This is a genomic window from Coriobacteriia bacterium (genome assembly GCA_003149935.1).
Classification (GTDB): domain Bacteria; phylum Actinomycetota; class Coriobacteriia; order Coriobacteriales; family QAMH01; genus QAMH01.
This window is the reverse complement of record QAMH01000007.1, coordinates 212,468-232,101: the sequence shown is the minus strand read 5'-3', so window position 1 is coordinate 232,101 and position 19,634 is coordinate 212,468. Positions and strand designations below refer to the sequence as shown.

The 19,634-nt window shown below is 56.0% G+C and carries 17 protein-coding genes and 2 pseudogenes; 4 read left to right on the top strand and 15 right to left on the bottom strand.

Translation table 11 applies throughout. The features are described from left to right. Positions 1–100: 100 nt before the first annotated feature. From DBY20_06990 to DBY20_06975, 4 genes are all read right to left on the bottom strand, one after another. Positions 101–1,969, bottom strand: coding sequence for an ABC transporter (locus DBY20_06990; GenBank protein ID PWL78601.1), 1,869 nt, complete (start codon positions 1,967–1,969; stop codon positions 101–103). A gap of 24 nt (positions 1,970–1,993) precedes the next feature. Further along, a complete protein-coding gene (locus tag DBY20_06985) occupies positions 1,994–3,844 on the bottom strand; it encodes a multidrug ABC transporter ATP-binding protein (GenBank protein ID PWL78586.1) in 1,851 nt (616 codons plus the stop codon). After that, on the bottom strand, positions 3,750–4,766 hold the full coding sequence (gene galE, locus DBY20_06980; GenBank protein PWL78585.1) for a UDP-glucose 4-epimerase GalE: 1,017 nt from the start codon (positions 4,764–4,766) through the stop codon (positions 3,750–3,752). The genes DBY20_06985 and galE overlap by 95 nt, the downstream gene beginning before the upstream one ends. 90 nt (positions 4,767–4,856) lie before the next feature. Continuing rightward, on the bottom strand, positions 4,857–6,053 hold the full coding sequence (locus tag DBY20_06975) for a hypothetical protein (GenBank protein ID PWL78584.1): 1,197 nt from the start codon (positions 6,051–6,053) through the stop codon (positions 4,857–4,859). Between the two features lie 129 nt (positions 6,054–6,182). Here DBY20_06975 and DBY20_06970 point away from each other — a divergent pair, with 129 nt between their 5' ends. Together DBY20_06970 and DBY20_06965 are read left to right on the top strand one after the other, a co-directional pair. Beyond that, positions 6,183–9,587, top strand: a complete 3,405-nt coding sequence (locus DBY20_06970) for a hypothetical protein (protein ID PWL78583.1) — start codon at positions 6,183–6,185, stop codon at positions 9,585–9,587. Between the two features lie 91 nt (positions 9,588–9,678). Then, positions 9,679–10,263 (top strand): annotated as a pseudogene (locus tag DBY20_06965) (hypothetical protein). A gap of 449 nt (positions 10,264–10,712) precedes the next feature. On the opposite strand, the pseudogene DBY20_06960 reads toward DBY20_06965, so the two are convergent. Continuing rightward, a pseudogene (locus tag DBY20_06960) lies at positions 10,713–10,835 on the bottom strand (endoglucanase). A 22-nt stretch (positions 10,836–10,857) separates the two neighbouring features. On the opposite strand from DBY20_06960, the gene DBY20_06955 reads away from it, so the two are divergent. Beyond that, entirely contained in the window at positions 10,858–11,256 is a 399-nt protein-coding gene (locus tag DBY20_06955; GenBank protein ID PWL78600.1) for a hypothetical protein, read from the top strand. 10 nt (positions 11,257–11,266) lie between these two features. Here DBY20_06955 and DBY20_06950 read toward each other — a convergent pair whose 3' ends face one another. Together DBY20_06950 and DBY20_06945 are read right to left on the bottom strand one after the other, a co-directional pair. Continuing rightward, a complete protein-coding gene (locus tag DBY20_06950; GenBank protein ID PWL78582.1) occupies positions 11,267–12,184 on the bottom strand; it encodes a hypothetical protein in 918 nt (305 codons plus the stop codon). Then, complete coding sequence (locus DBY20_06945) at positions 12,184–12,870, bottom strand: XRE family transcriptional regulator (GenBank protein ID PWL78581.1); 687 nt, start codon at positions 12,868–12,870, stop codon at positions 12,184–12,186. The genes DBY20_06950 and DBY20_06945 overlap by 1 nt, the downstream gene beginning before the upstream one ends. A 222-nt stretch (positions 12,871–13,092) precedes the next feature. Here DBY20_06945 and DBY20_06940 point away from each other — a divergent pair, with 222 nt between their 5' ends. Continuing rightward, positions 13,093–14,049: a carbamate kinase gene (locus tag DBY20_06940; protein PWL78580.1), complete on the top strand. Its 957-nt coding sequence runs from the start codon at positions 13,093–13,095 to the stop codon at positions 14,047–14,049. Positions 14,050–14,059: 10 nt separating this feature from the next. On the opposite strand, the gene DBY20_06935 is transcribed toward DBY20_06940, so the two are convergent. The 8 genes from DBY20_06935 to DBY20_06900 all read right to left on the bottom strand — a co-directional run bounded on the left by DBY20_06935 (position 14,060) and on the right by DBY20_06900 (position 19,450). Continuing rightward, positions 14,060–14,458 carry a Zn-dependent protease gene (locus DBY20_06935; GenBank protein ID PWL78579.1) on the bottom strand — a complete coding sequence of 133 codons (399 nt, stop codon included), beginning with the start codon at positions 14,456–14,458 and terminating at the stop codon, positions 14,060–14,062. A gap of 13 nt (positions 14,459–14,471) precedes the next feature. Next, positions 14,472–15,101, bottom strand: coding sequence for a uracil phosphoribosyltransferase (locus DBY20_06930; GenBank protein PWL78578.1), 630 nt, complete (start codon positions 15,099–15,101; stop codon positions 14,472–14,474). Between the two features lie 136 nt (positions 15,102–15,237). Further along, positions 15,238–15,489, bottom strand: coding sequence for a CopG family transcriptional regulator (locus DBY20_06925; GenBank protein PWL78577.1), 252 nt, complete (start codon positions 15,487–15,489; stop codon positions 15,238–15,240). After that, positions 15,464–15,739: a toxin gene (locus DBY20_06920; protein PWL78576.1), complete on the bottom strand. Its 276-nt coding sequence runs from the start codon at positions 15,737–15,739 to the stop codon at positions 15,464–15,466. Before DBY20_06920 ends, DBY20_06925 begins: the two co-directional genes overlap by 26 nt. Positions 15,740–16,138: 399 nt before the next feature. Next, positions 16,139–16,840: a hypothetical protein gene (locus DBY20_06915; GenBank protein ID PWL78575.1), complete on the bottom strand. Its 702-nt coding sequence runs from the start codon at positions 16,838–16,840 to the stop codon at positions 16,139–16,141. 70 nt (positions 16,841–16,910) lie between these two features. Next, positions 16,911–17,729 carry a hypothetical protein gene (locus DBY20_06910; GenBank protein PWL78574.1) on the bottom strand — a complete coding sequence of 273 codons (819 nt, stop codon included), beginning with the start codon at positions 17,727–17,729 and terminating at the stop codon, positions 16,911–16,913. Positions 17,730–18,873: 1,144 nt separating this feature from the next. Next, entirely contained in the window at positions 18,874–19,209 is a 336-nt protein-coding gene (locus DBY20_06905) for an antitoxin (protein ID PWL78573.1), read from the bottom strand. Continuing rightward, complete coding sequence (locus DBY20_06900) at positions 19,196–19,450, bottom strand: hypothetical protein (protein ID PWL78599.1); 255 nt, start codon at positions 19,448–19,450, stop codon at positions 19,196–19,198. Before DBY20_06900 ends, DBY20_06905 begins: the two co-directional genes overlap by 14 nt. Between the last annotated feature and the right edge of the window lie 184 nt (positions 19,451–19,634).

Below are 19,634 nucleotides of genomic sequence, written 5' to 3'. Positions count from 1 at the left end.
GGGCGAGACACATTGGACAGGTACATCTGTCTCATGAACCCCAATGAGACAGATGTACCTGTCCAATGTGTCTCGCCCGTCCCCTGTCACCTCCCCGACGCTAGTAATCCAGCTCGTCGATGCAGTCGCTGAACTGCGAGTTGTAGAGCTCGGCGTAGAAGCCATCTTGCAAGAGCAACTGCTCGTGCGTACCCATCTCGACGATGTCGCCGTCCCTCAGCACCAAGATCAAATCCGCATCGCGAATGGTCGAGAGCCTATGCGCGATGACGAAGCTCGTGCGCGTGCTCGTGAGCTCGTTCATCGCCCGCTGGACGAGGCGCTCCGTGCGCGTGTCGATGGAACTCGTCGCCTCGTCGAGAATGAGGATCTCGGGGTCCGCGAGCAGGGCACGCGCAATGGTGATGAGCTGGCGCTGCCCCGCTGATATGTTGGATGCCTCCTCGTTGATAACGGTATCGTATCCCTCGGGAAGCGTATGGATGAAGTGGTCGACATGCGCGGCCCTCGCTGCACGCTCGATGGCTTCGTCACTTGCGTCGTCGACGCCATATGCGATGTTGGCGCGAATGGTCCCGTTAAATAGCCACGTATCTTGGAGCACCATGCCCATATGACTGCGCAATTCGTCGCGCTTGATGGTGCGAATATCGTGGCCATCGAGCAGAATAGCGCCCGCATCAATCTCATAGAAACGCATGAGCAAGTTGACGAGCGTGGTCTTGCCCGCGCCTGTGGGACCGACAATCGCAACCATCTGACCAGGCTGCACGTCAATGGAGAGGTCATGGATGACGGGCTTTTCCGGGTCATAGCCAAAGCGTACGTGCTCGAACTGCACGTGTCCCCCGCGTGGCGTCGTGTCGGGGAGCAACGCCGACTCATCGCTCATCTCGGGCTGATCGAGAATCTCGAAGACGCGCTCGGCGCCGGCAATCGTTGCCTGGAAGGTGTTGATAATACCCGCCAACTGGCTGATGGGCCGCGTGAAGTTGCGCATGTACTGCGTGAACGCCTGCACCTCGCCAACGGTGAGCGCACCGACAACGGCCTGCCAACCGCCTATGCATACGATGGCGATGTAGGCGAGGTTGCCCACGAATATCATGAGCGGGCGAATCAGACCCGAAACGAATTGCGCGCGCCAGGCATGACCGAAGTACTCGTCGTTGATGCGCTCGAAGTCCTCGATCGCGCCTTCCTCGTGGGCAAACGCCTTGACTTCGGTATGACCGCCGTAGGTCTCTTCGATATGCGCATCCAGCACGCCGAGCGCGGTCTGCTGGGCGAGGAAGAACCTCTGCGAGCGCTTTGCGACGACGGCCGTGAGCGCGATGGAAACGGGCAGCGTGCATAGGGCGACGATCGTGACGAGCGGGCTCATGACCATCATCATGACGAAGACGCCGATGATCGTGATGACCGACGTGAGAGCCTGCGTCATGCCATCTTGCAAGGTCGTCGAGATGAGATCGATGTCATTGACGACGCGCGAGAGGATGTCGCCCTTCGCATGCGAATCGTAGTAGGACAACGGGATGCGGTTGAGCTTCTCCTCAGTCTTCTGGCGCAGCGAATAGACGACGTTCTGCGCCACGCGAGCCATCACGAACGATTGCAGATACGTAAATACCTGATAGCAAACGTACAGGATGATGAGGACGAGCAGGATCTCCCTAAGCAAATCGAAGTTCACGCCCGCACCCGGCTCGCCATTGGCAATCGCGACACCTGCCCTGAATATCTCCGTCGTAGCCAGGCCCAATTGGCGTGGCGCAAATATGTCGAAGACCGTGGCGATGATGGCGCAGACGAGCACGAGGACAATCTTGGGAATCTCGGGTTTGATGAACGTGAGCAGACGACGAAACGTCCCCTTGGCGTTCTTGGCCTTTTGCGTCGGCATGGCGGCGTGGGGGCCATGCGGACCATGATGACCAGGGCCGGGGCCAGACTTGCTACCCGACATGGGATTCTTGTGCTGAGGAGGCATCTATCGATTCGCCTCCTCGTCCGTGATCTGGGAAGCGACGATTTCGTTGTAGACCTCGCTCGCCCCGAGCAGCTCCTCGTGGGTGCCAATCGAGTCGATGCGCCCCTCGTCGAGCACGATGACCATGTCGGCGTCCATGGCAACGGAGACGCGCTGCGCCACGATGAGCACCGTAGCCCCTTCTGTCGCCCGTTTGAGGTTTGCGCGAACCTGGGCGTCCGTCTTGAGGTCCAACGCGGAGAAGGAATCGTCAAAGACGTAGAGTCCCGCCTTCTTGGCAAGGGCACGCGCAATCGCAATGCGCTGCTTTTGCCCACCGGAAAGGCCGCCACCGGCCTGGGTGATTTGCGTTTCGAAGCCATCGGGCTTTTCCATGATGAAGTCATACGCCGCTGCCTCGCGCGCAGCTTCGGCGACCTCCTCATCACTGGCATTCGTGTTGCCATAGCGAATGTTGTCGGCGATCGTTCCCGTGAACAGCGTGGTCTTCTGCGGGGCATAGGATATGAGCGTGCGCAACTGTGTCTGTGGGATGCGCATAATGTCGATGCCGTCGAGCAGGATGCGGCCGTTCGTGGGATCGTAGAAACGCTCGATGAGATCGACGAGTACGCTCTTTCCCGATCCCGTCGCCCCAATGAGCGCATAGGTCTTGCCCGCCTCGAGCTCAAAGCTGATGCCATCGAGCGTGGGCTCTTCGGCCCCCTCGAAACTGAAGCTGACATCCTCGAAGCGCACGGAGTGCGCATGAGCGGATGTGGGAGCCTCCATGAGCTCGGCGGCATCGGGGTCGTGTACGGTCGGCTCGCATTGCAGCACGGCCGTGACGCGTTCGGCGGCAGCCTGAGCGCGCGGCCATATCATAAAGATCATCGAGAGCATCATGACCGACATGAGCAGCATCATGGCGTATTGGATGATCGCCATCAGATCACCCGCCTGGAAACTGCCCAGATCGACGAGGTGGCCACCAACCCAGACGATGACGATGATCACAAGGTCCAGCACGAAGCCGATGAGTGGCATGAGAACGGACATACGACGCGCAACGGAAACGTTGGTATCGGCGAGCACCTTGTTGGCAATCGAGAAGCGCCTCTCCTCGAAATCCTCCTTGTTGTACGCCCTGATGACGCGAATGCCCGTGAGCCCCTCACGAGTGACGCGATTGAGGTCGTCGATACGAGCCTGGAGAGAGCGCAGGAGCGGAACGGTGAACTTCATCACAATCGCCACGATGATGGCCATGACGGGAATGGCCGCAAACACGGCTATCGAGAGCTCGACGCTCTTCTGAAACGCCATAAGAGCCGCGCCGACGAACATGATGGGTGCCATCATGGCTATGGTCATGGTCATCAACGCGAAGCGCTCAAGCTGCTGGATATCGTTGGTCGTGCGCGTGATGAGCGAGGAAGTGCCGAACTCGCCGATCTCGCGCAGGCTAAACGCGGTGACGCGCTTGTAGACGGCGCTGCGCAAGTTGCGCCCGAACCCCATGGATGCGCGCGCGGCGCACAAACCCGCCGCGATATCGGCGACGACGCAGCCGAGGGCCCAGAGCAGCATGACGCCACCCGTCTGGAAGATGTAGGGCACGTCGTTGTTCGCGACGCCCGCGTCGATGACCTCGCTCATGAGATTGGGAATCATGAGGTCACAGCCAACGCGGATGGCCGTAAGAACGAACGCCCCTATAAACAGGGGCGTGAAGCGCATGAAGTATGTCCTGACGAGCCCGAGCATGATGCTTGGATTAGCTCCTGTACCCGTTGGGGTTGGCCTGCTGCCAGCGCCACGAATCCGCGCACATATCCGCAATGTCGTATTGAGCTCGCCAGCCGAGCTCATTAGCCGCCTTGCTGCAATCGGCATAGCAAGCTGCTATATCTCCCGCTCGGCGCGGCTTGATAGCATAGGGAACCTCGACACCGGTCGCATCTTGGAAGGCGTGCACGAGCTCGAGAACGCTCGTGCCGTTGCCCGTCCCCAGATTGTAGATATACAGGCCGCCCTCGGGTTTGATCGCCTTGAGTGCTGCGACGTGCCCGCTTGCAAGGTCCATGACGTGGATGTAATCGCGCACGCCAGTGCCATCGGGCGTGTCGTAGTCATCGCCGAAGACGCCGAGCTTTTCGAGCTTGCCCACGGCAACCTGCGTAATGTAGGGCATGAGGTTGTTGGGGATGCCAGAAGGATCCTCGCCCATGGTGCCCGACGGATGCGCGCCGATGGGGTTGAAGTAGCGCAGCAAGACGACATTCATGTCCGGAATGGCATGCTGCACATCGGCGAGGATGTCCTCGATCATGGACTTGGTGCGCCCGTAAGGATTGGTCGCCTCGCCCTTGGGCATATCCTCGGTCAGGGGCAGCGCCTGCGGCGTGCCATAAACCGTAGCCGAGCTCGAGAAAATGATGTTCTTGCAGCCCGCATCGCGCATGGCTTCGAGCAGCTTGACCGTGCCGCCAACATTGTTGTCGTAGTACTCGATGGGCTTTTCGACCGATTCGCCCACGGCCTTGAGGCCGGCAAAGTGAATCACGCAGTCGATGTCATGCCCGGCGAAGACCTCGCGCAGCTTTGCCTCATCGCGGATATCACCCTCGATAAAGGGGACGTCGACTCCCGTGATGGCCTTGATACGGTCGAAGACAACCGGAGATGCGTTGCACAGGTTGTCGTAGGCAATGGGCTCATGACCAGCTTCGATGAGCTCGATGATTGTATGACTCCCGATGAAGCCCGCTCCACCCGTTACAAGAATCTTCATTGCTCTTCCCATCATTCCACTCTCCAAAAACAGGATTCACGATAGCACAGCGGAAGGGTCGCAAAGGTACATTTGGGTAACGACTTGTGGTTACTTGCGCAGACCCCACGCATAAAGCGCAAGCATGATGATGGAGCAGGCGCCCATGACGATGGCCAGGCCGCCCACATAGCTCGTCCATGGCAAGGTCATGACGACGGTGCCCGCAGCACCAAGCATCGTGTACACGAAATTGGCAAAAGCGCTGGCCGATCCGACTTGGTCAGGAGGTTGGTCGAGCAACACCACGAAGGCATGTGGACGAATGATGCCCTCCATGAGAGCGTAGGGCACGAAACAGCAGAAGAATGCAAAAGGGCCCCAGATGCCAAATACGGCCATGAACGCAGCTGCCACCAAACCGAGCACGGCGCACAGGACCGTGAGCGCGCGGGGGCTCATCATCTTCGAAATGCGCAGGTACACAAAAGGCGCAAGCACGCTCACGCCACAGATTCCCGCATAGACGAGGTTGTATATCACATATCCCGAGTCAAAGTCATCGAGCAGGATATACGAGGCCACGGCTATGTAGCCCATATACGCCAGGCCCGCGACACCCACAATCAGCGCCATGGCGGTAAACGAACGCTTGGAGAGCAGCGAGCGCACGCGCATCATCATGTCGCGCAAGGCTGGAACAACACCGGCGGCAAGGCGATGATCCGCGTGCATGGTCTCGCTAATGACGAGCGCGATAACCAGCCCGATAATGCCCATAACGGCAAGAGCGACGAAAATCTCGCGCCAACCACCTATGGCGAGCAGTAGCGTGCCCAGAAACGGAGCGAGCACCGGTCCGACAATCACGAGCGATTGCAGAAGCGACATCGCGAACTTGAGGTCCTTGTCGGTGTAGGCGTCCTTGATCATCGCGGTCACGTCCGTCTCGACCAAGCCAAAGCCGATAGCCTGACCGACGCGGAAGACCGTGAGCATGAGCACCGAAGTCGAAAGCGCGCAGCCGATGGAGGAAGCGTCAAAGACGGCACAGCTCACAATAAGGATGGGCTTGCGGCCAAACTTGTCCGTAAGCGGCCCCGCGACGAGAATGGCAAATGCCGAGACAAGCATGAACATGAACATCGTAAGGTTAAGAAATGATGCACTGGTATCGAATTCCTCGAGCAAGAGAGGCAATGCCGGCACATACATGTCGATGGCGAGGATGAACGACGCATTGATGACGAGCACGCACGCCAAGAAGGCGCGCGGCCCGAGGTGTTTCTGTGGTGTCGCAAATTGCATGGGCCATAGGATAGCACAATATCCCTCCACCTAGCACTTGCGCACGGTCGGGCAATAGCTCCCGCATGACGGGCAAATCGGGCGTACAATATCTCCTCTCGGACTACTGCACCATGAGGAGGTTCGGCAATGCCCACGAGCCACATCATGACAACCATGCGGAGGATCATCGCAGCCTTCGCTTCCATTGCCCTCATCACCGCATTTATGCCGGTGACAGCCATTGCTGCGCCCACCCAGGACGCTCCGCTCACCGCACAGGCCGCCGACATCGCCCGGGGTACGAGCGGGACATGCTCGTGGGTCATCGACGGCTCGGGCAAGCTCACCATCCGCCCCACGAGCGGTGATAGCGGCACGCTGGGGGAGATGGATGGAACTGCGCCTTGGACTGAGATCTCACCTTGGAGGGCACACGCCGCCAAGATCACCTCTGCCGTCATCGAACCCGGCGTCAAAACCGAGGGTAGGGTTCGGGGGCTATTTGCTGGCTGCTCGGCCATGACGTCCATTGACCTATCGGGACTCGATACGTCTAGTGCGTGGGCGACGGACGGCATGTTTTCAGGCTGCTCATCACTCGAGTCAATCGATCTCTCCACCCATGACCTGCAGAACATCAGCGCCACGAGTGACATGTTCAAAGACTGCACCTCACTTGCGTCACTCGATCTTGGCGGATTCCATGCTCAAAACACAAAGTACATGAACTCGATGTTCGAGGGCTGCGCCGCCCTCGAGTCCCTCGATCTGTCGGGCCTGGCGGGTGCCAACCCCACCAGCATGCGCTCCACCTTCGCTGGCTGTTCCTCGCTCACGACGCTAGACCTTTCCAACCTCGACACGTCCTTCGTCACGTGCATGGCAAATCTCTTTGACGGGTGCGCCTCCCTGGCCACACTCGATATCTCGAACTTCGATACCGCAAAAGTCCTTGAAATGGGTTCGATGTTCAGGGGTTGCGCGAAGCTCACGCAGCTCGACCTCTCGCACTTCGACACGACGCGCGTCTCGGACATGGAAGCCATGTTCGATGGCTGCGCCTCGCTTACCTCGCTCAATATCTCGAATCTCAACACCTCGGGCATATCAAACATGGCGCGCATGTTCGCGGGCTGCGCTTCGCTTCCAAGGCTCGACGTCCGCGGCCTCTCGACCTCGGCTGCCGTATACATGAGCTCGATGTTCGAGGGATGCGCCAAGCTCACGCAGCTCGACCTCTCCGGTTTCGGCGCCTCCCAGCTCACCCTCGTGAACTCCATGTTCAAGGGCTGCTCATCGCTCAGCTCGCTCATGTTGCCCAACTTGAGCACCGCGAACATCATCGACACGAGCTCGATGTTCGAGGGATGCACGGCACTCACTTCGGTCGAGCTGGCAAGTTTCAACATGGCGAGCGTGGGAAACATGGCTCGCATGTTCAAGGATTGCTCCTCGATTGCCACCCTTAGTCTTTCCGGCTTGAACATCCCGGAGGCAACGAGCCTCGAAAGCCTGTGCGAAGGCTGTACCTCGCTCATGTCGCTGAATATTTCGAACCTCAACGTGCCAGCTGCAAAGAGCACAAGCGGCATGCTCAAAGGCTGCACCTCGCTCAGGACCCTGAGTTTTGCAGGAGTCGCCACTTCGGGTGTAACGGACATGAGCTCGATGTTCGAGGGATGCACCTCGCTCTCCGCCGTCGACATCGCGGGCCTTGACACGAGCAGTGCGTCGAACATGAATGCCATGTTCAAGGGATGCACTTCACTCAGCGGGCTTGACCTCTCGCACAACAACCTTGCGCGAGCCATGGACGTAAGCTCGATGTTCGAGGGGTGCAGCGCCTTCGCATCACTCATCTTCGCCAGCGATGCCGACACGACGTATCTCAGGAACATGAACGCCATGTTCAAAGGATGCACGCGTCTGCCCTCGGTTGACGCATCAGGAGTCACGCATATCAATCTTGACGGCGTTTCGGATACGAGCTCAATGTTCGAGGGCTGTGTGAGCCTCCGTGCGTCGTCGCTTTCCGGACTGGACACTTCGAGCTTGTCGAACATGAACTCGATGTTCAAAGGATGCGCAGCGCTGGAATCGGTCGAGTCCCTCGGCTTGGCCGACATCAACACCGTCTACGTCCGTGACATGAGTAGCCTGTTCGAGGAATGTTCGGGGCTGCGTTCTGCCGACCTCACAGGCTTCAAGACTGCCAACGTGACGAACATGGACTCGATGTTCAAAGGATGCAGCTCGCTTCCCTCCATCGACCTTTCCACCATCGACACAGCAAACGTCGAGAGCATGGGCTCCATGTTCGCAGGCTGCTCCGCCCTTGAGTCGGCTACGCTTACTGGCATCGACACGACAAAGCTCACCTCCTTGCATGGCATGTTCTCGGACTGCCTGCAGTTGACCTCAATCGATCTTACCGACGTGGCCACCCCCGGCGTTACGGACATGGGCGCGCTATTCTCCGGCTGCTCCAAGCTCGCGGAACTTGACCTTTCGAGCATCGATAGCTCCAAGGTCACCGTCATGGACAGCATTTTCGAAGGGTGCGAGGCGCTCGACAAGCTGACCCTGGGCGAGAAGTTCGTCTTTGTGGGAACAGCAAGCGAGCTTCCCAAGGCGTTCTGGCAGGCGGCAACCACGCAGAAGATCTATAGCTCGCATCAAATCGCCACCGAATGCAAGGGCATCGCGGACACCTACGCCAAGCGCCACGACATCAAGGACGAAGTCCCCACAATCACAGCTGGCGCGAACGCAAGCTGGCATCGGGGCATGACAAGCGGGGCGGAGTTCCGCTCGAGCGCACCTCTTATCATTTTCACGCATGTAAAAGTCGATGGTAAAGTGATCGAATCGAGCAAGTATGATTTGCGCGAGGGGTCGACCATCGTCACCCTCAAGCGCGACTACCTTGCCTCGCTTCCCAATGGCAAGCACGCGCTCGAGATCGTCTCGGCCACGGGCACTGCAAGCACGACCTTCACGGTTGGTGACGACCCAAGCGTCAACCCGGGACCCGACGACCCGACCCCACCGGGCCCCGATAATCCCGATGATCCCGGTCCAACTCCGCCGGGACCGGATAACCCATCTGGCCCTGATGATCCTTGGCAGCCGCCAAGCAACGTGGGCTATCCGATGTATCGCCTCTATAACCCCAATTCCGGCGAGCATTTCTACACGTCGAGCATCGAGGAACGAGACCACCTCATCTGGTGCGGATGGCGCGGCGAGGACGTGGGCTGGACCGCTCCGGCATGGGGTGATCCCGTCTATCGTCTCTACAACCCGTACGCTGGCGAGCACCACTACACGCTTTCGGTCGAAGAGCGCGACTCCCTCATCTGGGCAGGCTGGAATGACGAGGGCATCGGCTGGTACTCCGATACCGCATATCGCACGCCACTGTATCGCCTATACAATCCCAATGCCTTTTCGAATAACCACCACTACACGACGGATATCGGCGAGCGTGACATCCTGCTATCCATCGGTTGGCAGGACGAGGGCATTGGCTGGCATGGCATCAGTCGATGATGGAGGGTCTCCTTGTCATTTCGAGCGAAGCGAGCAAAGTAAGTAGAGTCGGGAAATCTCGATCTTCGGGTTTCATCGGCAAAAGGAGCAGATGATACGTATGGGCATGTTAAAAAGAATTGGAGCATATGTTCTTGCATTGGCGCTAGCAACGGCCTTCGTGCCGGCGGCGGCATTGGCAACGCCCGGGCAGGCCGTCAGCCAGGACACGCCGCTCATTGCCCAGGAGGCAACCGACGCCCAGGCCTACGGCGACCTTCTCTGGCAAATCGATGACACAGGCAAACTGAAGATTTGGCCTGTCAACGGGGAGAGCGGCACGCTGAGCATCTCCGGCAATGCACCATGGCAAGCGCAGGCTGCTAGCATCACGAGCGTCGAGCTTGCCGATGGCATCTACGCCGGTAGCCTAGGTGGCATGTTCCGCGGATGCTCGTCACTCGTCACCGTCGACCTATCTAATCTCGACACTTCAGAGACATCCAACATGAGCAGCATGTTCTCCGCTTGCAGCTCTCTGCTCATGGTTGACCTCTCATCGTTTGACACCTCAAATCTTATGCGCATGGGCGGCATGTTCGCTGGCTGTACCTCCCTTGTCGCCGTTGACCTGTCAAGTTTTGATACGAGCGCATGTTCGGATATGAGAGGCGTCTTCTCCAACTGCAATTCCCTCGTCCGTGTAAAGCTTGGCGACAAGTTCCGCTTCACGAGCGAGGAGGGCAAGCTCCCGGAAAGCGAATGGCAATCTGCAACAACAGGCGAAACCTACTCCTCGGAGCAGATTTACACCGACCGCCAAGGTATTGCAGACACATATACCAACCTCAAGCCCGCGGTCGAGGCTCCCGTCATCACCGACGAGGTGGCGGTCACCTGGACGAAAGGCTCCAAGGACGGCTTCTCGCTTCGCTCGGATGCAAATATCCTGCTCTTCGAGGGCGTGAGGATTGACGACACCTCCGTTGATGCCGCAAATTACGAGGTTACCGAAGGCTCGACAATCGTCGCACTCAAGCCCTCGTACCTCCAGACGCTGACCGAGGGCGAGCACGCCATTGACATTGTCTCCATCACCGGCTCGGCAAGCGCGAAGTTCACGGTTGCTCCTGACCCCACTGCCGTCAAGCCCGACCCGGAGCCGGAACCCAAGCCCGACCCCAAACCCGATCCCGAGCCGGAACCCAAGCCTGACCCTACGCCAGATCCCGAACCGACTCCCGATCCCGAACCGCAGCCAGGCCCCAATCCAACGGATCAGGGTCAAACCATGTACCGCATGTACAACCCCAATAGTGGCGAGCACTTCTATACGGCGAGCGTCGAAGAGCGCAACGACCTCATGTGGCGCGGCTGGAAGCCCGAAGGCATTGCATGGATCGCTCCCTCATGGGGCACCCCTGTATTCCGCCTCTACAATCCCAATGCGGGCGAGCATCACTACACGACAAGCGAAATCGAACGCGCCGTCCTCATATATGCGGGATGGAACGACGAAGGCGTTGGCTGGTACGCCGACACCGAGCAACGCGTGCCGGTTTATCGCGTATACAATCCCAACGCCTTCTCGAACAATCATCACTACACGACGGATTGGGGCGAGCGCGACGTTCTCATCGACATGGGTTGGCGCGACGAGGGCATCGGCTGGCACGGCATCGATTTCTAGCGCGTCGGCGCTACATCTTGTGGAAGGCAAGGTTTCCGCTCGCCATATCCACGTCAAAGCGCCCCGTGACCTCGGCATTCGCATCACCGTAGACAGTGCTTCCGTTTGAGTCGGGCGGCCCGGCATAGGGCGTGCCCGACCGCACGGAAAAATCACTGTCAACACGACCCGATAGGGCGTCGTAGGAGAGCTCGAAAGCGCTCTGACTTGGGAGCGCAACATTTACCGACCCGCTCGCGATATCCAGCTTTCCGCTCTTGGGACACTGCCCAGTCAAAATGCTGGCATCGCCGCTGGCCATCTTCAAATCAAGCATATCGGTAAGATCACCGGTCAGGGCAACGCGTCCGCTCGCAATGTCGGCCTTGAGATTCTGAACGACCACATCGGTCGCCTCAACGGTGCCGGAAGCGACGCCGAGTTTCACGGTCTGACACGTCAGCCCCTCGACCGTGTAATCACCCGAGGCAACATCGAGCTCGAAACGACCGAGCGTCTGCGCGACGCTACGCGGAATCTTAACCTCAAGCTGCTTGGAGCCAAAGCTCGAACAACCGAAGATGCCGTTTTTCAGGCTGTCGTAACTGATATAGAGCGTACCGTTCTCGCAGGTCCAACGCAGAGGGTGGCTACGTACGGCCGAACCCGTCTCGGTAAAGACCACCTCGCCATTCGTCTCGGCATCGTCGCAAACGGTGACGATCGCAGAGCCAGCTGCCCAGGCGATGGCGACGTTTTGGACATTCGCGCCAGCGACGGAGCCCGCGCCAGTCTCGCGCATGGTGACATCGTCGTAGGAATAGTCGAAGTCGTAGCTTGGCGTGCAACGCGCGGAGCAACTAACGATACCACCGCACAGCACGATGGCCAGGAGCACAAGAAGGCCTATCTTCACATATGAGGCATTGGTCAATCGTGTCATGATCATCAACCCCTCGAAGACGTGTCATCATGGGACGCACGCCAATTGGGGTCATACTCGACAACACGCACTATCCAGTAGTAGATGGGAATGGTGAGAAAGACTACCCAGCCAGGATGCCACCAGCCAAAAACGAAGCCCATGATCAAGTAGATGATTACGCAGGCGATAGGGTACGGAAAGGTCGCCCAGGGGCTGCGTGCAGGGTGTCCGGATGTTTGCGGACCTTCTGGAGCCTGCGGTGCATAGCGCGTCTTTGGGTCGGGCGGTGGCGGCTGTGGCGTATCGGGCGCTTTGGGTTGCGCATCGGCCGCTGCCTGCGCCACAGCGTCTTTCAGTTCATCCTTCAGCTCGTGCACACGTGCAGCTGCCTCGGCACGGGCAGCTGTTGCTGCCGCGCTTTCGGCTGCCGCCGTAATCGTCTCGGCGGTCACTTCGACCGTCGTTTCCTTATCCGCCTCCTCGAAGCGGACATCGTCGGCGATGTCGACATCTACGCGTACGAGCTCATCGAGCGTCACGCCGTAGAGATCGGCCAACGCGATAAGGTTCCCCGTGTCGGGCGATGATTCGGCTCGCTCCCATTTCGAAACGGCCTGGCGCGAGAGCCCGAGTCTGTTGGCAAGCTCCTCTTGGCTATAGCCCTTCTCGCGACGCATGGCTGCAAGACGCTGCGCGATTTCGACGTTCATGCGTGGTTCCCTTCGTTTTGGTGTCATGCGTTTTCCTCTCGCCAAACATACGGTTTACGCCTTGGTTGCACTAGCATCTCTCGTAGTCAATTTGCATTTTATCGGCCGCAACCGCCGGTTGCACCTGTCAATAAGCGGGAATAATCGGCCCCTCCGGTCGAAATGACAAGGAGAATGGAGTATATTTTTTAGAGGCTAATTCACCTCAGAGAGGGGTGCATCATGAATCAGACCGACCTCATGGGCAAGCGCGTCGTCATCGCCTTGGGCGGAAACGCTCTGGGAGACGACCCCAAAGAGCAGCGCAGCCACATCGCCGATAGCGCCAAATTCATCGCCAAGATGATCAAGGAGGGCATCAACGTCGTCATCACCCACGGCAACGGCCCCCAGGTCGGCATCATCAACCAGGCCTTCGAGGTCGCCCATGACGACGATCCAACCCACGTGCCCTTCATGCCCCTGCAGGATTGCAACGCCATGAGCCAGGGATATATCGGCGCCCAGCTCACCTGCGCTCTCATGAACCAGCTGCACGAGTTCGACATCATGCGCTCGGTGGTCGACGTCGTGACTCATGTGGTGGTGGACGATGACGACCCCGCGTTCAAGGACCTGGAAAAGCCCATCGGCGCCTTCATGACCAAGGACGAGGCGGAGAAGCTCTCCAAAGCCGAAGGCGTGCCGGTCAAGGAGGATTCTGGTCGCGGCTGGCGTCGCGTCGTGGCAAGTCCCCGTCCACAGCGCATCGTCGAGATCGACCAGATTCGCGACCTCATGGATGAGGGATACATCGTCGTCGCCTGCGGCGGTGCCGGCATTCCCGTCGTCGAAAACGACGACCTCTACACCGAGGTCGAAGCCGTCATAGACAAGGACCTCACGAGCTCGATCCTGGCCTGGAAGCTCCGGGCGGACTTCCTCGTCATCCTCACGGCGGTGAACAAGGTCTGCCTGAACTTCAATACGCCCGAACAAAAGGAAATCGACACCATGACCGTGCACGAGGCGCACGAGTACATCGAGCAGGGGCAATTCGCGCCCGGCAGCATGCTGCCCAAGGTGCAGGCCTGCGTGGAGTTCGTCGAGGCGCATCCCGGCGGACGTGCCCTCATCGCCTCGCTCGAGCACGCGGCCGAGGCCCTGCGCGGCGAGGACGGCACGCTCATCACGGCATAGGGACCAGCCGCTAATACCCCATCTCGTGGAGGCGCGCGTCATCTAGACCGAAGTAGTGCCCGATTTCGTGGATGACAGTCTTGCGCACTTCCTTGGCAATCGTGTCACGCGAGCCGAAGCAACGCTCGTGCGGTCCCTTGAAGATAGTGATGACATCGGGATACCCGCCCTCAAAATCATCGTAGTAACGCTCGGTGAGGGGCACACCACTGTAGAGGCCCAGTATCTCGCCACCATAGCGAACGCCCGCCGGATGGCCTTCGTCATCGAGACGACTCAGCTCCTCATCTGTCGGTTCGTCGGCGATGACCACGGCAACGTTCTCCAAGTCGTCCATGAACTGCTCGGGCATATCATCGAGCGCTTCTTGGACGAGCTCCTCGAATTCATCGTCCGTCATGTGCACCATACGGGCTTCCTCTCTATTTCGTGCCGAAGATGCGGTCGCCCGCGTCGCCCAAGCCGGGCACGATGTAGGCGTTCTCGTTGAGTCCCTCATCCACAGCGGCAACGTATATGTCGACATCGGGATGCGCTGTGCGCACCGCCTCGATTCCCTGCGGAGCAGCTACCAGATTTACGAGGCGGATGTTATTGCAACCGCGTTTCTTCAGACTGGAAATGGCATCGACCGCGCTTCCGCCGGTAGCAAGCATGGGATCGACCACCATGATGACGGAGTCCTCGTAGCCTTCGGGCATCTTGTAGTAGTACTCCTCCGGCAGATGCGTCTGCTCGTTTCGCACGAGGCCGATATGGCCCACGTGCGCAAAGGGCATGAGCTCAAGCAAGCCATCGACCATGCCCAGACCGGCACGCAAGATGGGCACGATGGTGAAGAAGTCGTCCTTGAGAGCGGGAAAGGAACCGCGGCAAATCGGCGTATCAACCTCACGCAGCTTGGTGGGAAAATCGCGCGTAATCTCATAGCCCATGAGGATTGAGATCTCCTTGAGAAGGATCCTGAACTCGGGCGAAGTCGTATCGCGATCGCGCATGTGCGTGAGCTTTGCCTCGATGAGCGGATGGTCGATGACGTGCACGCTTGCCATAGGGGCGCCTTTCGCGAGAGACGGTGTCGTGAGGGATATTGTAGCCGTTGGCGAGGGCGCTGCGATGTGGATTCCCGAGAGCAGGGGGGCATTCATGATGACCGCCTTTGGCCCACACGAAATACCGACGGCATGTTTAGCGACTATGAGCCATCGTCCGTGCATCAAGCCTTTCGGCAATCCACGTCTTGATCACTGCCTGCCGATTAATCCCAAGACGCATGGCCTCTGCATCGAGACCCGCAACCATCCATTGAGGAAAATCGACATTGACGCGCTTGATCTCACGGTTTGGGTATGCGGGATCATCGAAGTCAAAGAACTCCCCCATATCCTCGCCAGCATCGAATGCCGTCTCGAGCCTATCGTTCGTTTTTGCCCTGCTCATATCGCCTCACCTCTTTTTCTGTTGCCCTACGCGCTGATATCAGACGAATCGCCTCTCCCCGCATTGTGTGCACCACGCTAAATATAGCTGCATATGTCGCGCCAATGGCGAGCTTGCGCTTCTCCCCGCGCTTTCTCGCCGGAAGCACGATCAGATCAGGATCATCCCAGATTTCCTGCGCTTCCTCGAAACTGACTTTGTGCTTCTCTATGTTTGACTCGTTTTTATGCTCATCATATTCGAATAGCATATATACCTCCTGGGTATATATATTATATATCACGTGGTGTATTTGATAAAGGTCTGCGCAAATGTATTAGAAAACCCGCCCAACAAAAAAGCCGCTGATGAGCGGCTTCTCGAAATTGATGCGGGCGCGATTGGCGGGACTCGAGCCCGCGGCCTCTGGCGTTCTGATAGTGACTAATTGCAATAAATACACTGACTATCTTTTTGGCTCCCCTTTTTTCGGACCTAGAGAATATGAGCGTAGAAATGATTCTGGCTTTACCTTGGCTCTCTTTTTTACACGCCAGATTTTGGTCGGTTTAAACAAAGTTTTGAAGTTCGTCCCTTACCGTGTTCCGATTCGTAAGCTTATTCAACATTCACAAATCACCAGCAGGGACAATGCTGAATAAGAATAACGTCATTGTGAGTTCTTATTCGACTCAATTATTTCTCTTGCCTGAGGAATTAGTTCAACCGAAGAAAGCCCACCATCTTTCATCAGGTCATTCACTGCCTTAATATAGATTTCTCCAATCTGATTAGAGGGGTCTTCAATAATCCCTCTCACGATGGCCTTTGTCGCATTGTTAACCGCAACTTCCATCTTCTCAGATTCACTTGCTGAGGCGCTATACGCCTCTTCTTCGTTTATGTTTTGGACAAGATCAAATAATGAGAGAGAGCCATCGTACATATACTTATAAAACAAATACGCGTATGCCTTTACTCCGGACTCTGGCCTCAGAGAAACCTGGAGAATGAAGTTTATATTCCCGTCATAATATGCATCTATAAGCTCAAGGGATTGGGATCTTTTGAGCGATCCTGAGGCATTTGCTGCGCAGCAAGCTATGGCATTTCCAATGGCAACCTCCTCTTTTTCGTCACCGTTCGCAACTTCGTAGGCTTCCTCATACTTTCCTTGCTCAACAAGAGACGCAATAGACGGAAATAAATAAGGCGCAAGGAAGACGCACGCAATAATAACGACAATTATTCCAACGGAAACGCCAGCGACAGCCTTCTTTGAGAGCTTTTTCTTCTGAGAATAGTCATCAATATCTTCTTCAGTCTGAGCTTCTGAAGAAAGGTCATCTTCTTTCACTTCATCATTAAGCATTTTCTTTCCCCATATGAACTAAGCTTAAATATGAACACTGCGGCTATTCAACATCGAGTTGTAACGCAAATTATTTCTTCTCTGGAATTTCCTTTGTAAGCTTCTTCAATGCTTTCGCGCATGCATCGTCCGCATTACTAAAGTTAGTGCTGAAGGTATTCAGCGAGCCAGATGGATCGGCTGCTAAATCAACTAGCTCCTCTACTGAATCCGCAAACTCCTTTGCCGCATCATAAGCATCTTGCAAATCTGGGTCAGGTGGATTCTTAAGCTTGCCTATAAGAGACTCGACCTCACTGGCATTTGCTTTCATATTGGATATTTTCGTCTTCACGGAAGAGTCCGCATACATTTTTGCCAAAGCATCGTTGAAATCAGACGCATGGTACTTTTCTATGTCTGCATCCCACGTTTTATCATCATCCCAAATTGCCGAATACCAAACGCTTTTCGTTGTATTGCATATACTTTCAGCTGTCGAGGCGGCTTGAAGTCCATATGTCGCCAGGCTATCGAGATTATCAACATACTCATTGTATTTAGCAGTTGCTTGTGCCTGCATACTAAGAACAACGGCCACAACGATAATAATTACAAGAACAACAGAGCCCGATATTATTCCAGCCAGTGCACCTTTGCTCAGCTTCTTTTTCTTCTTTTCGTTGCCCGCGTCACTCTCTGAAGGAGGAGTCGGTTTCTCATCAACAGAAACTCTGGGCTTTTCACCTGCTTTAGATTCCTCTCGTTTACTTGGCGAGGGTGCGTTGTCTTCGACAAGCATTTCTCCAGATTCGTCTAGAGGGGGCTCTCCAAGATTCCCATTTGATTTATCCGACACCAGCATTGTATTGGGGACCTCAGTCTCTTGCTTCCCAGGCTCCTCATTCATTCTTTCCTCTCTTTCTCTAATGCCTCAAGCGGCTGAAATCTGCTCAGGCTGTCTAAAGAATCCTTATCGATGTTTCAACCGTATTCGTATATGACTTTTGGATGTTCTCAAAAATGATGGTTATTGCGACATCGCCATCAGTGGAGAAGCAAACCCTTTTCTCAACACTATCCTCCGCGCCCTCCTCGTAAACTTCTGCAGAGGACATATAGTGACCGCCTGGCAAATCTTTCACCTTGATATTCTTGAACTTATATGTTGCTGAAGAAGGTGGCTTATCAAAATAGGTCGAAACGAACTTATCTGCACCAAGAGCAGGGCTTATTGCCTGAGAAATAATAAAGATGCTTGATGAGGCACCACCTTTATCAGGATAAAAAGCTTCGCTATCGCCATTGGATTCAGATGACCGTGATCCATCACTAGACATTCCAACAGGAATATCCATTTCAAATAATCCACCAAGACATTCTGTTTCGACCGCATTAGATACTTTAAATGGCTCTGAAGCTTTCGGCGATGATGTGGAGCAGCCAGACAAAATGATTGCTGAAGCAAATAATGAACAAAACACTTTTAGGAGTACGCGCCTTGGCGACCGTACACTTTTCCCTGCAGGCATTTTGTCCCCACCCCACACTCTGCTGAATACCAAAGCCTCTCTTATGCATTAATAATTAGCCGTAAAAATACTGTACCCCCCCCCCCTGCGCATTTTCTCAAGGTTCAAGTTGTCCGATGATGCAAGTCATCCAACCAGGCGGCAGAACACTCACCCGCGCGAATTTATTTCAGCATCTAAGCAAGCTCTGATTTCAATGCCTCCTCCGTTTAATAAGGAGAAGGTACCTCCCAGACCTATATGTCTGACTGAAAATAAAGTTGCCGCGTCCTCCAAGATGTGCTGCCGAAAATAGCAACAGCGGCTCCGAAATCCATAAATCCCGAGGCCGCGCACGGGAGCATACGTGCGACTAAACATAGGATTTTGCTAGTTAAAGCCGAATGCATGAAAAGTCACGAATATGCTGGTTCTGCTCTATGATTATCCAATGGATCTATAAACAAAAAAGCCACTCGAAAGCGGCTTCTCGAAATTGATGTTGGCGGGATTGACGGGGCTCGAACCCGCGACCTCTGGCGTCTATGCATCAAGCAGATTGAGCACCCATCCTTTGACCCGCGGGTAATCCTCCGTTGCCGTCTTATATACCGTCTCGAATGAGAGCGTGAAATATCCATGCGCATACACATCTCGCGTTCTTGCTGCGAAACGTAATTCGCTCTCCGAATATTCCTCGTTAAATGAATCAGACAAATGTTTCGCAAGCTCTCCGATATTGATTGACGTCATTGCGCATGCACGCTCGAGAGTTTCATCCCTGAGAAACTCCTCTCGAGGCATGTCCGCGAGAATGGCTTCCATGTACTCTATCTCGCTTACGATTTTCTGGAGAATTCGACGGTCAGCATCCTCCATACAGGGGCACCACCTTGCGAATGTCCAGGAGCGAGCCTTCCGGGAGAGGGTTCTGGACCAAGTCAATACTCTTGTCTAGATGCCTTTCCATAACCATGAGCGCCTTGGCGAGCGTGAACAAGCTCACAACTGACGAACGAAACGTCACAAGCAAATCGACATCGGATTTCTCCGTCGCGTTTCCATCGGCATAGCTGCCAAAAAGCACCACTTCATCGATCTGATCAGGTCTACTTGCCATGCCGTTGTATTCGTTAACCGCATCAGCGACGCGCTCTGATAAGGACTGTAACGAAGCCACGCTCATGAGGGCCTCCCTTCACGACGAGATTATACCTACAAAAAGGCCAACTTGCAGCGACCGTCACACCGTCCTTGCTTGCCCAAGAACACAAGAGAAAAGTAGAGCGCAACATTTATGGGAA

Coding starts and splice junctions, on each gene's coding strand:
- DBY20_06990 (PWL78601.1), bottom strand. CDS start 1,969: ATGTCGGGTAGCAAGTCTGGCCCCGGCCCTGGTCATCATGGTCCGCAT.
- DBY20_06985 (PWL78586.1), bottom strand. CDS start 3,844: ATGAGCTCGGCTGGCGAGCTCAATACGACATTGCGGATATGTGCGCGG.
- galE (PWL78585.1), bottom strand. CDS start 4,766: ATGAAGATTCTTGTAACGGGTGGAGCGGGCTTCATCGGGAGTCATACA.
- DBY20_06975 (PWL78584.1), bottom strand. CDS start 6,053: ATGCAATTTGCGACACCACAGAAACACCTCGGGCCGCGCGCCTTCTTG.
- DBY20_06970 (PWL78583.1), top strand. CDS start 6,183: ATGCCCACGAGCCACATCATGACAACCATGCGGAGGATCATCGCAGCC.
- DBY20_06955 (PWL78600.1), top strand. CDS start 10,858: ATGTACCGCATGTACAACCCCAATAGTGGCGAGCACTTCTATACGGCG.
- DBY20_06950 (PWL78582.1), bottom strand. CDS start 12,184: ATGATCATGACACGATTGACCAATGCCTCATATGTGAAGATAGGCCTT.
- DBY20_06945 (PWL78581.1), bottom strand. CDS start 12,870: ATGAACGTCGAAATCGCGCAGCGTCTTGCAGCCATGCGTCGCGAGAAG.
- DBY20_06940 (PWL78580.1), top strand. CDS start 13,093: ATGAATCAGACCGACCTCATGGGCAAGCGCGTCGTCATCGCCTTGGGC.
- DBY20_06935 (PWL78579.1), bottom strand. CDS start 14,458: ATGGTGCACATGACGGACGATGAATTCGAGGAGCTCGTCCAAGAAGCG.
- DBY20_06930 (PWL78578.1), bottom strand. CDS start 15,101: ATGGCAAGCGTGCACGTCATCGACCATCCGCTCATCGAGGCAAAGCTC.
- DBY20_06925 (PWL78577.1), bottom strand. CDS start 15,489: ATGAGCAGGGCAAAAACGAACGATAGGCTCGAGACGGCATTCGATGCT.
- DBY20_06920 (PWL78576.1), bottom strand. CDS start 15,739: ATGCTATTCGAATATGATGAGCATAAAAACGAGTCAAACATAGAGAAG.
- DBY20_06915 (PWL78575.1), bottom strand. CDS start 16,840: ATGCTTAATGATGAAGTGAAAGAAGATGACCTTTCTTCAGAAGCTCAG.
- DBY20_06910 (PWL78574.1), bottom strand. CDS start 17,729: ATGAATGAGGAGCCTGGGAAGCAAGAGACTGAGGTCCCCAATACAATG.
- DBY20_06905 (PWL78573.1), bottom strand. CDS start 19,209: ATGGAGGATGCTGACCGTCGAATTCTCCAGAAAATCGTAAGCGAGATA.
- DBY20_06900 (PWL78599.1), bottom strand. CDS start 19,450: ATGGCAAGTAGACCTGATCAGATCGATGAAGTGGTGCTTTTTGGCAGC.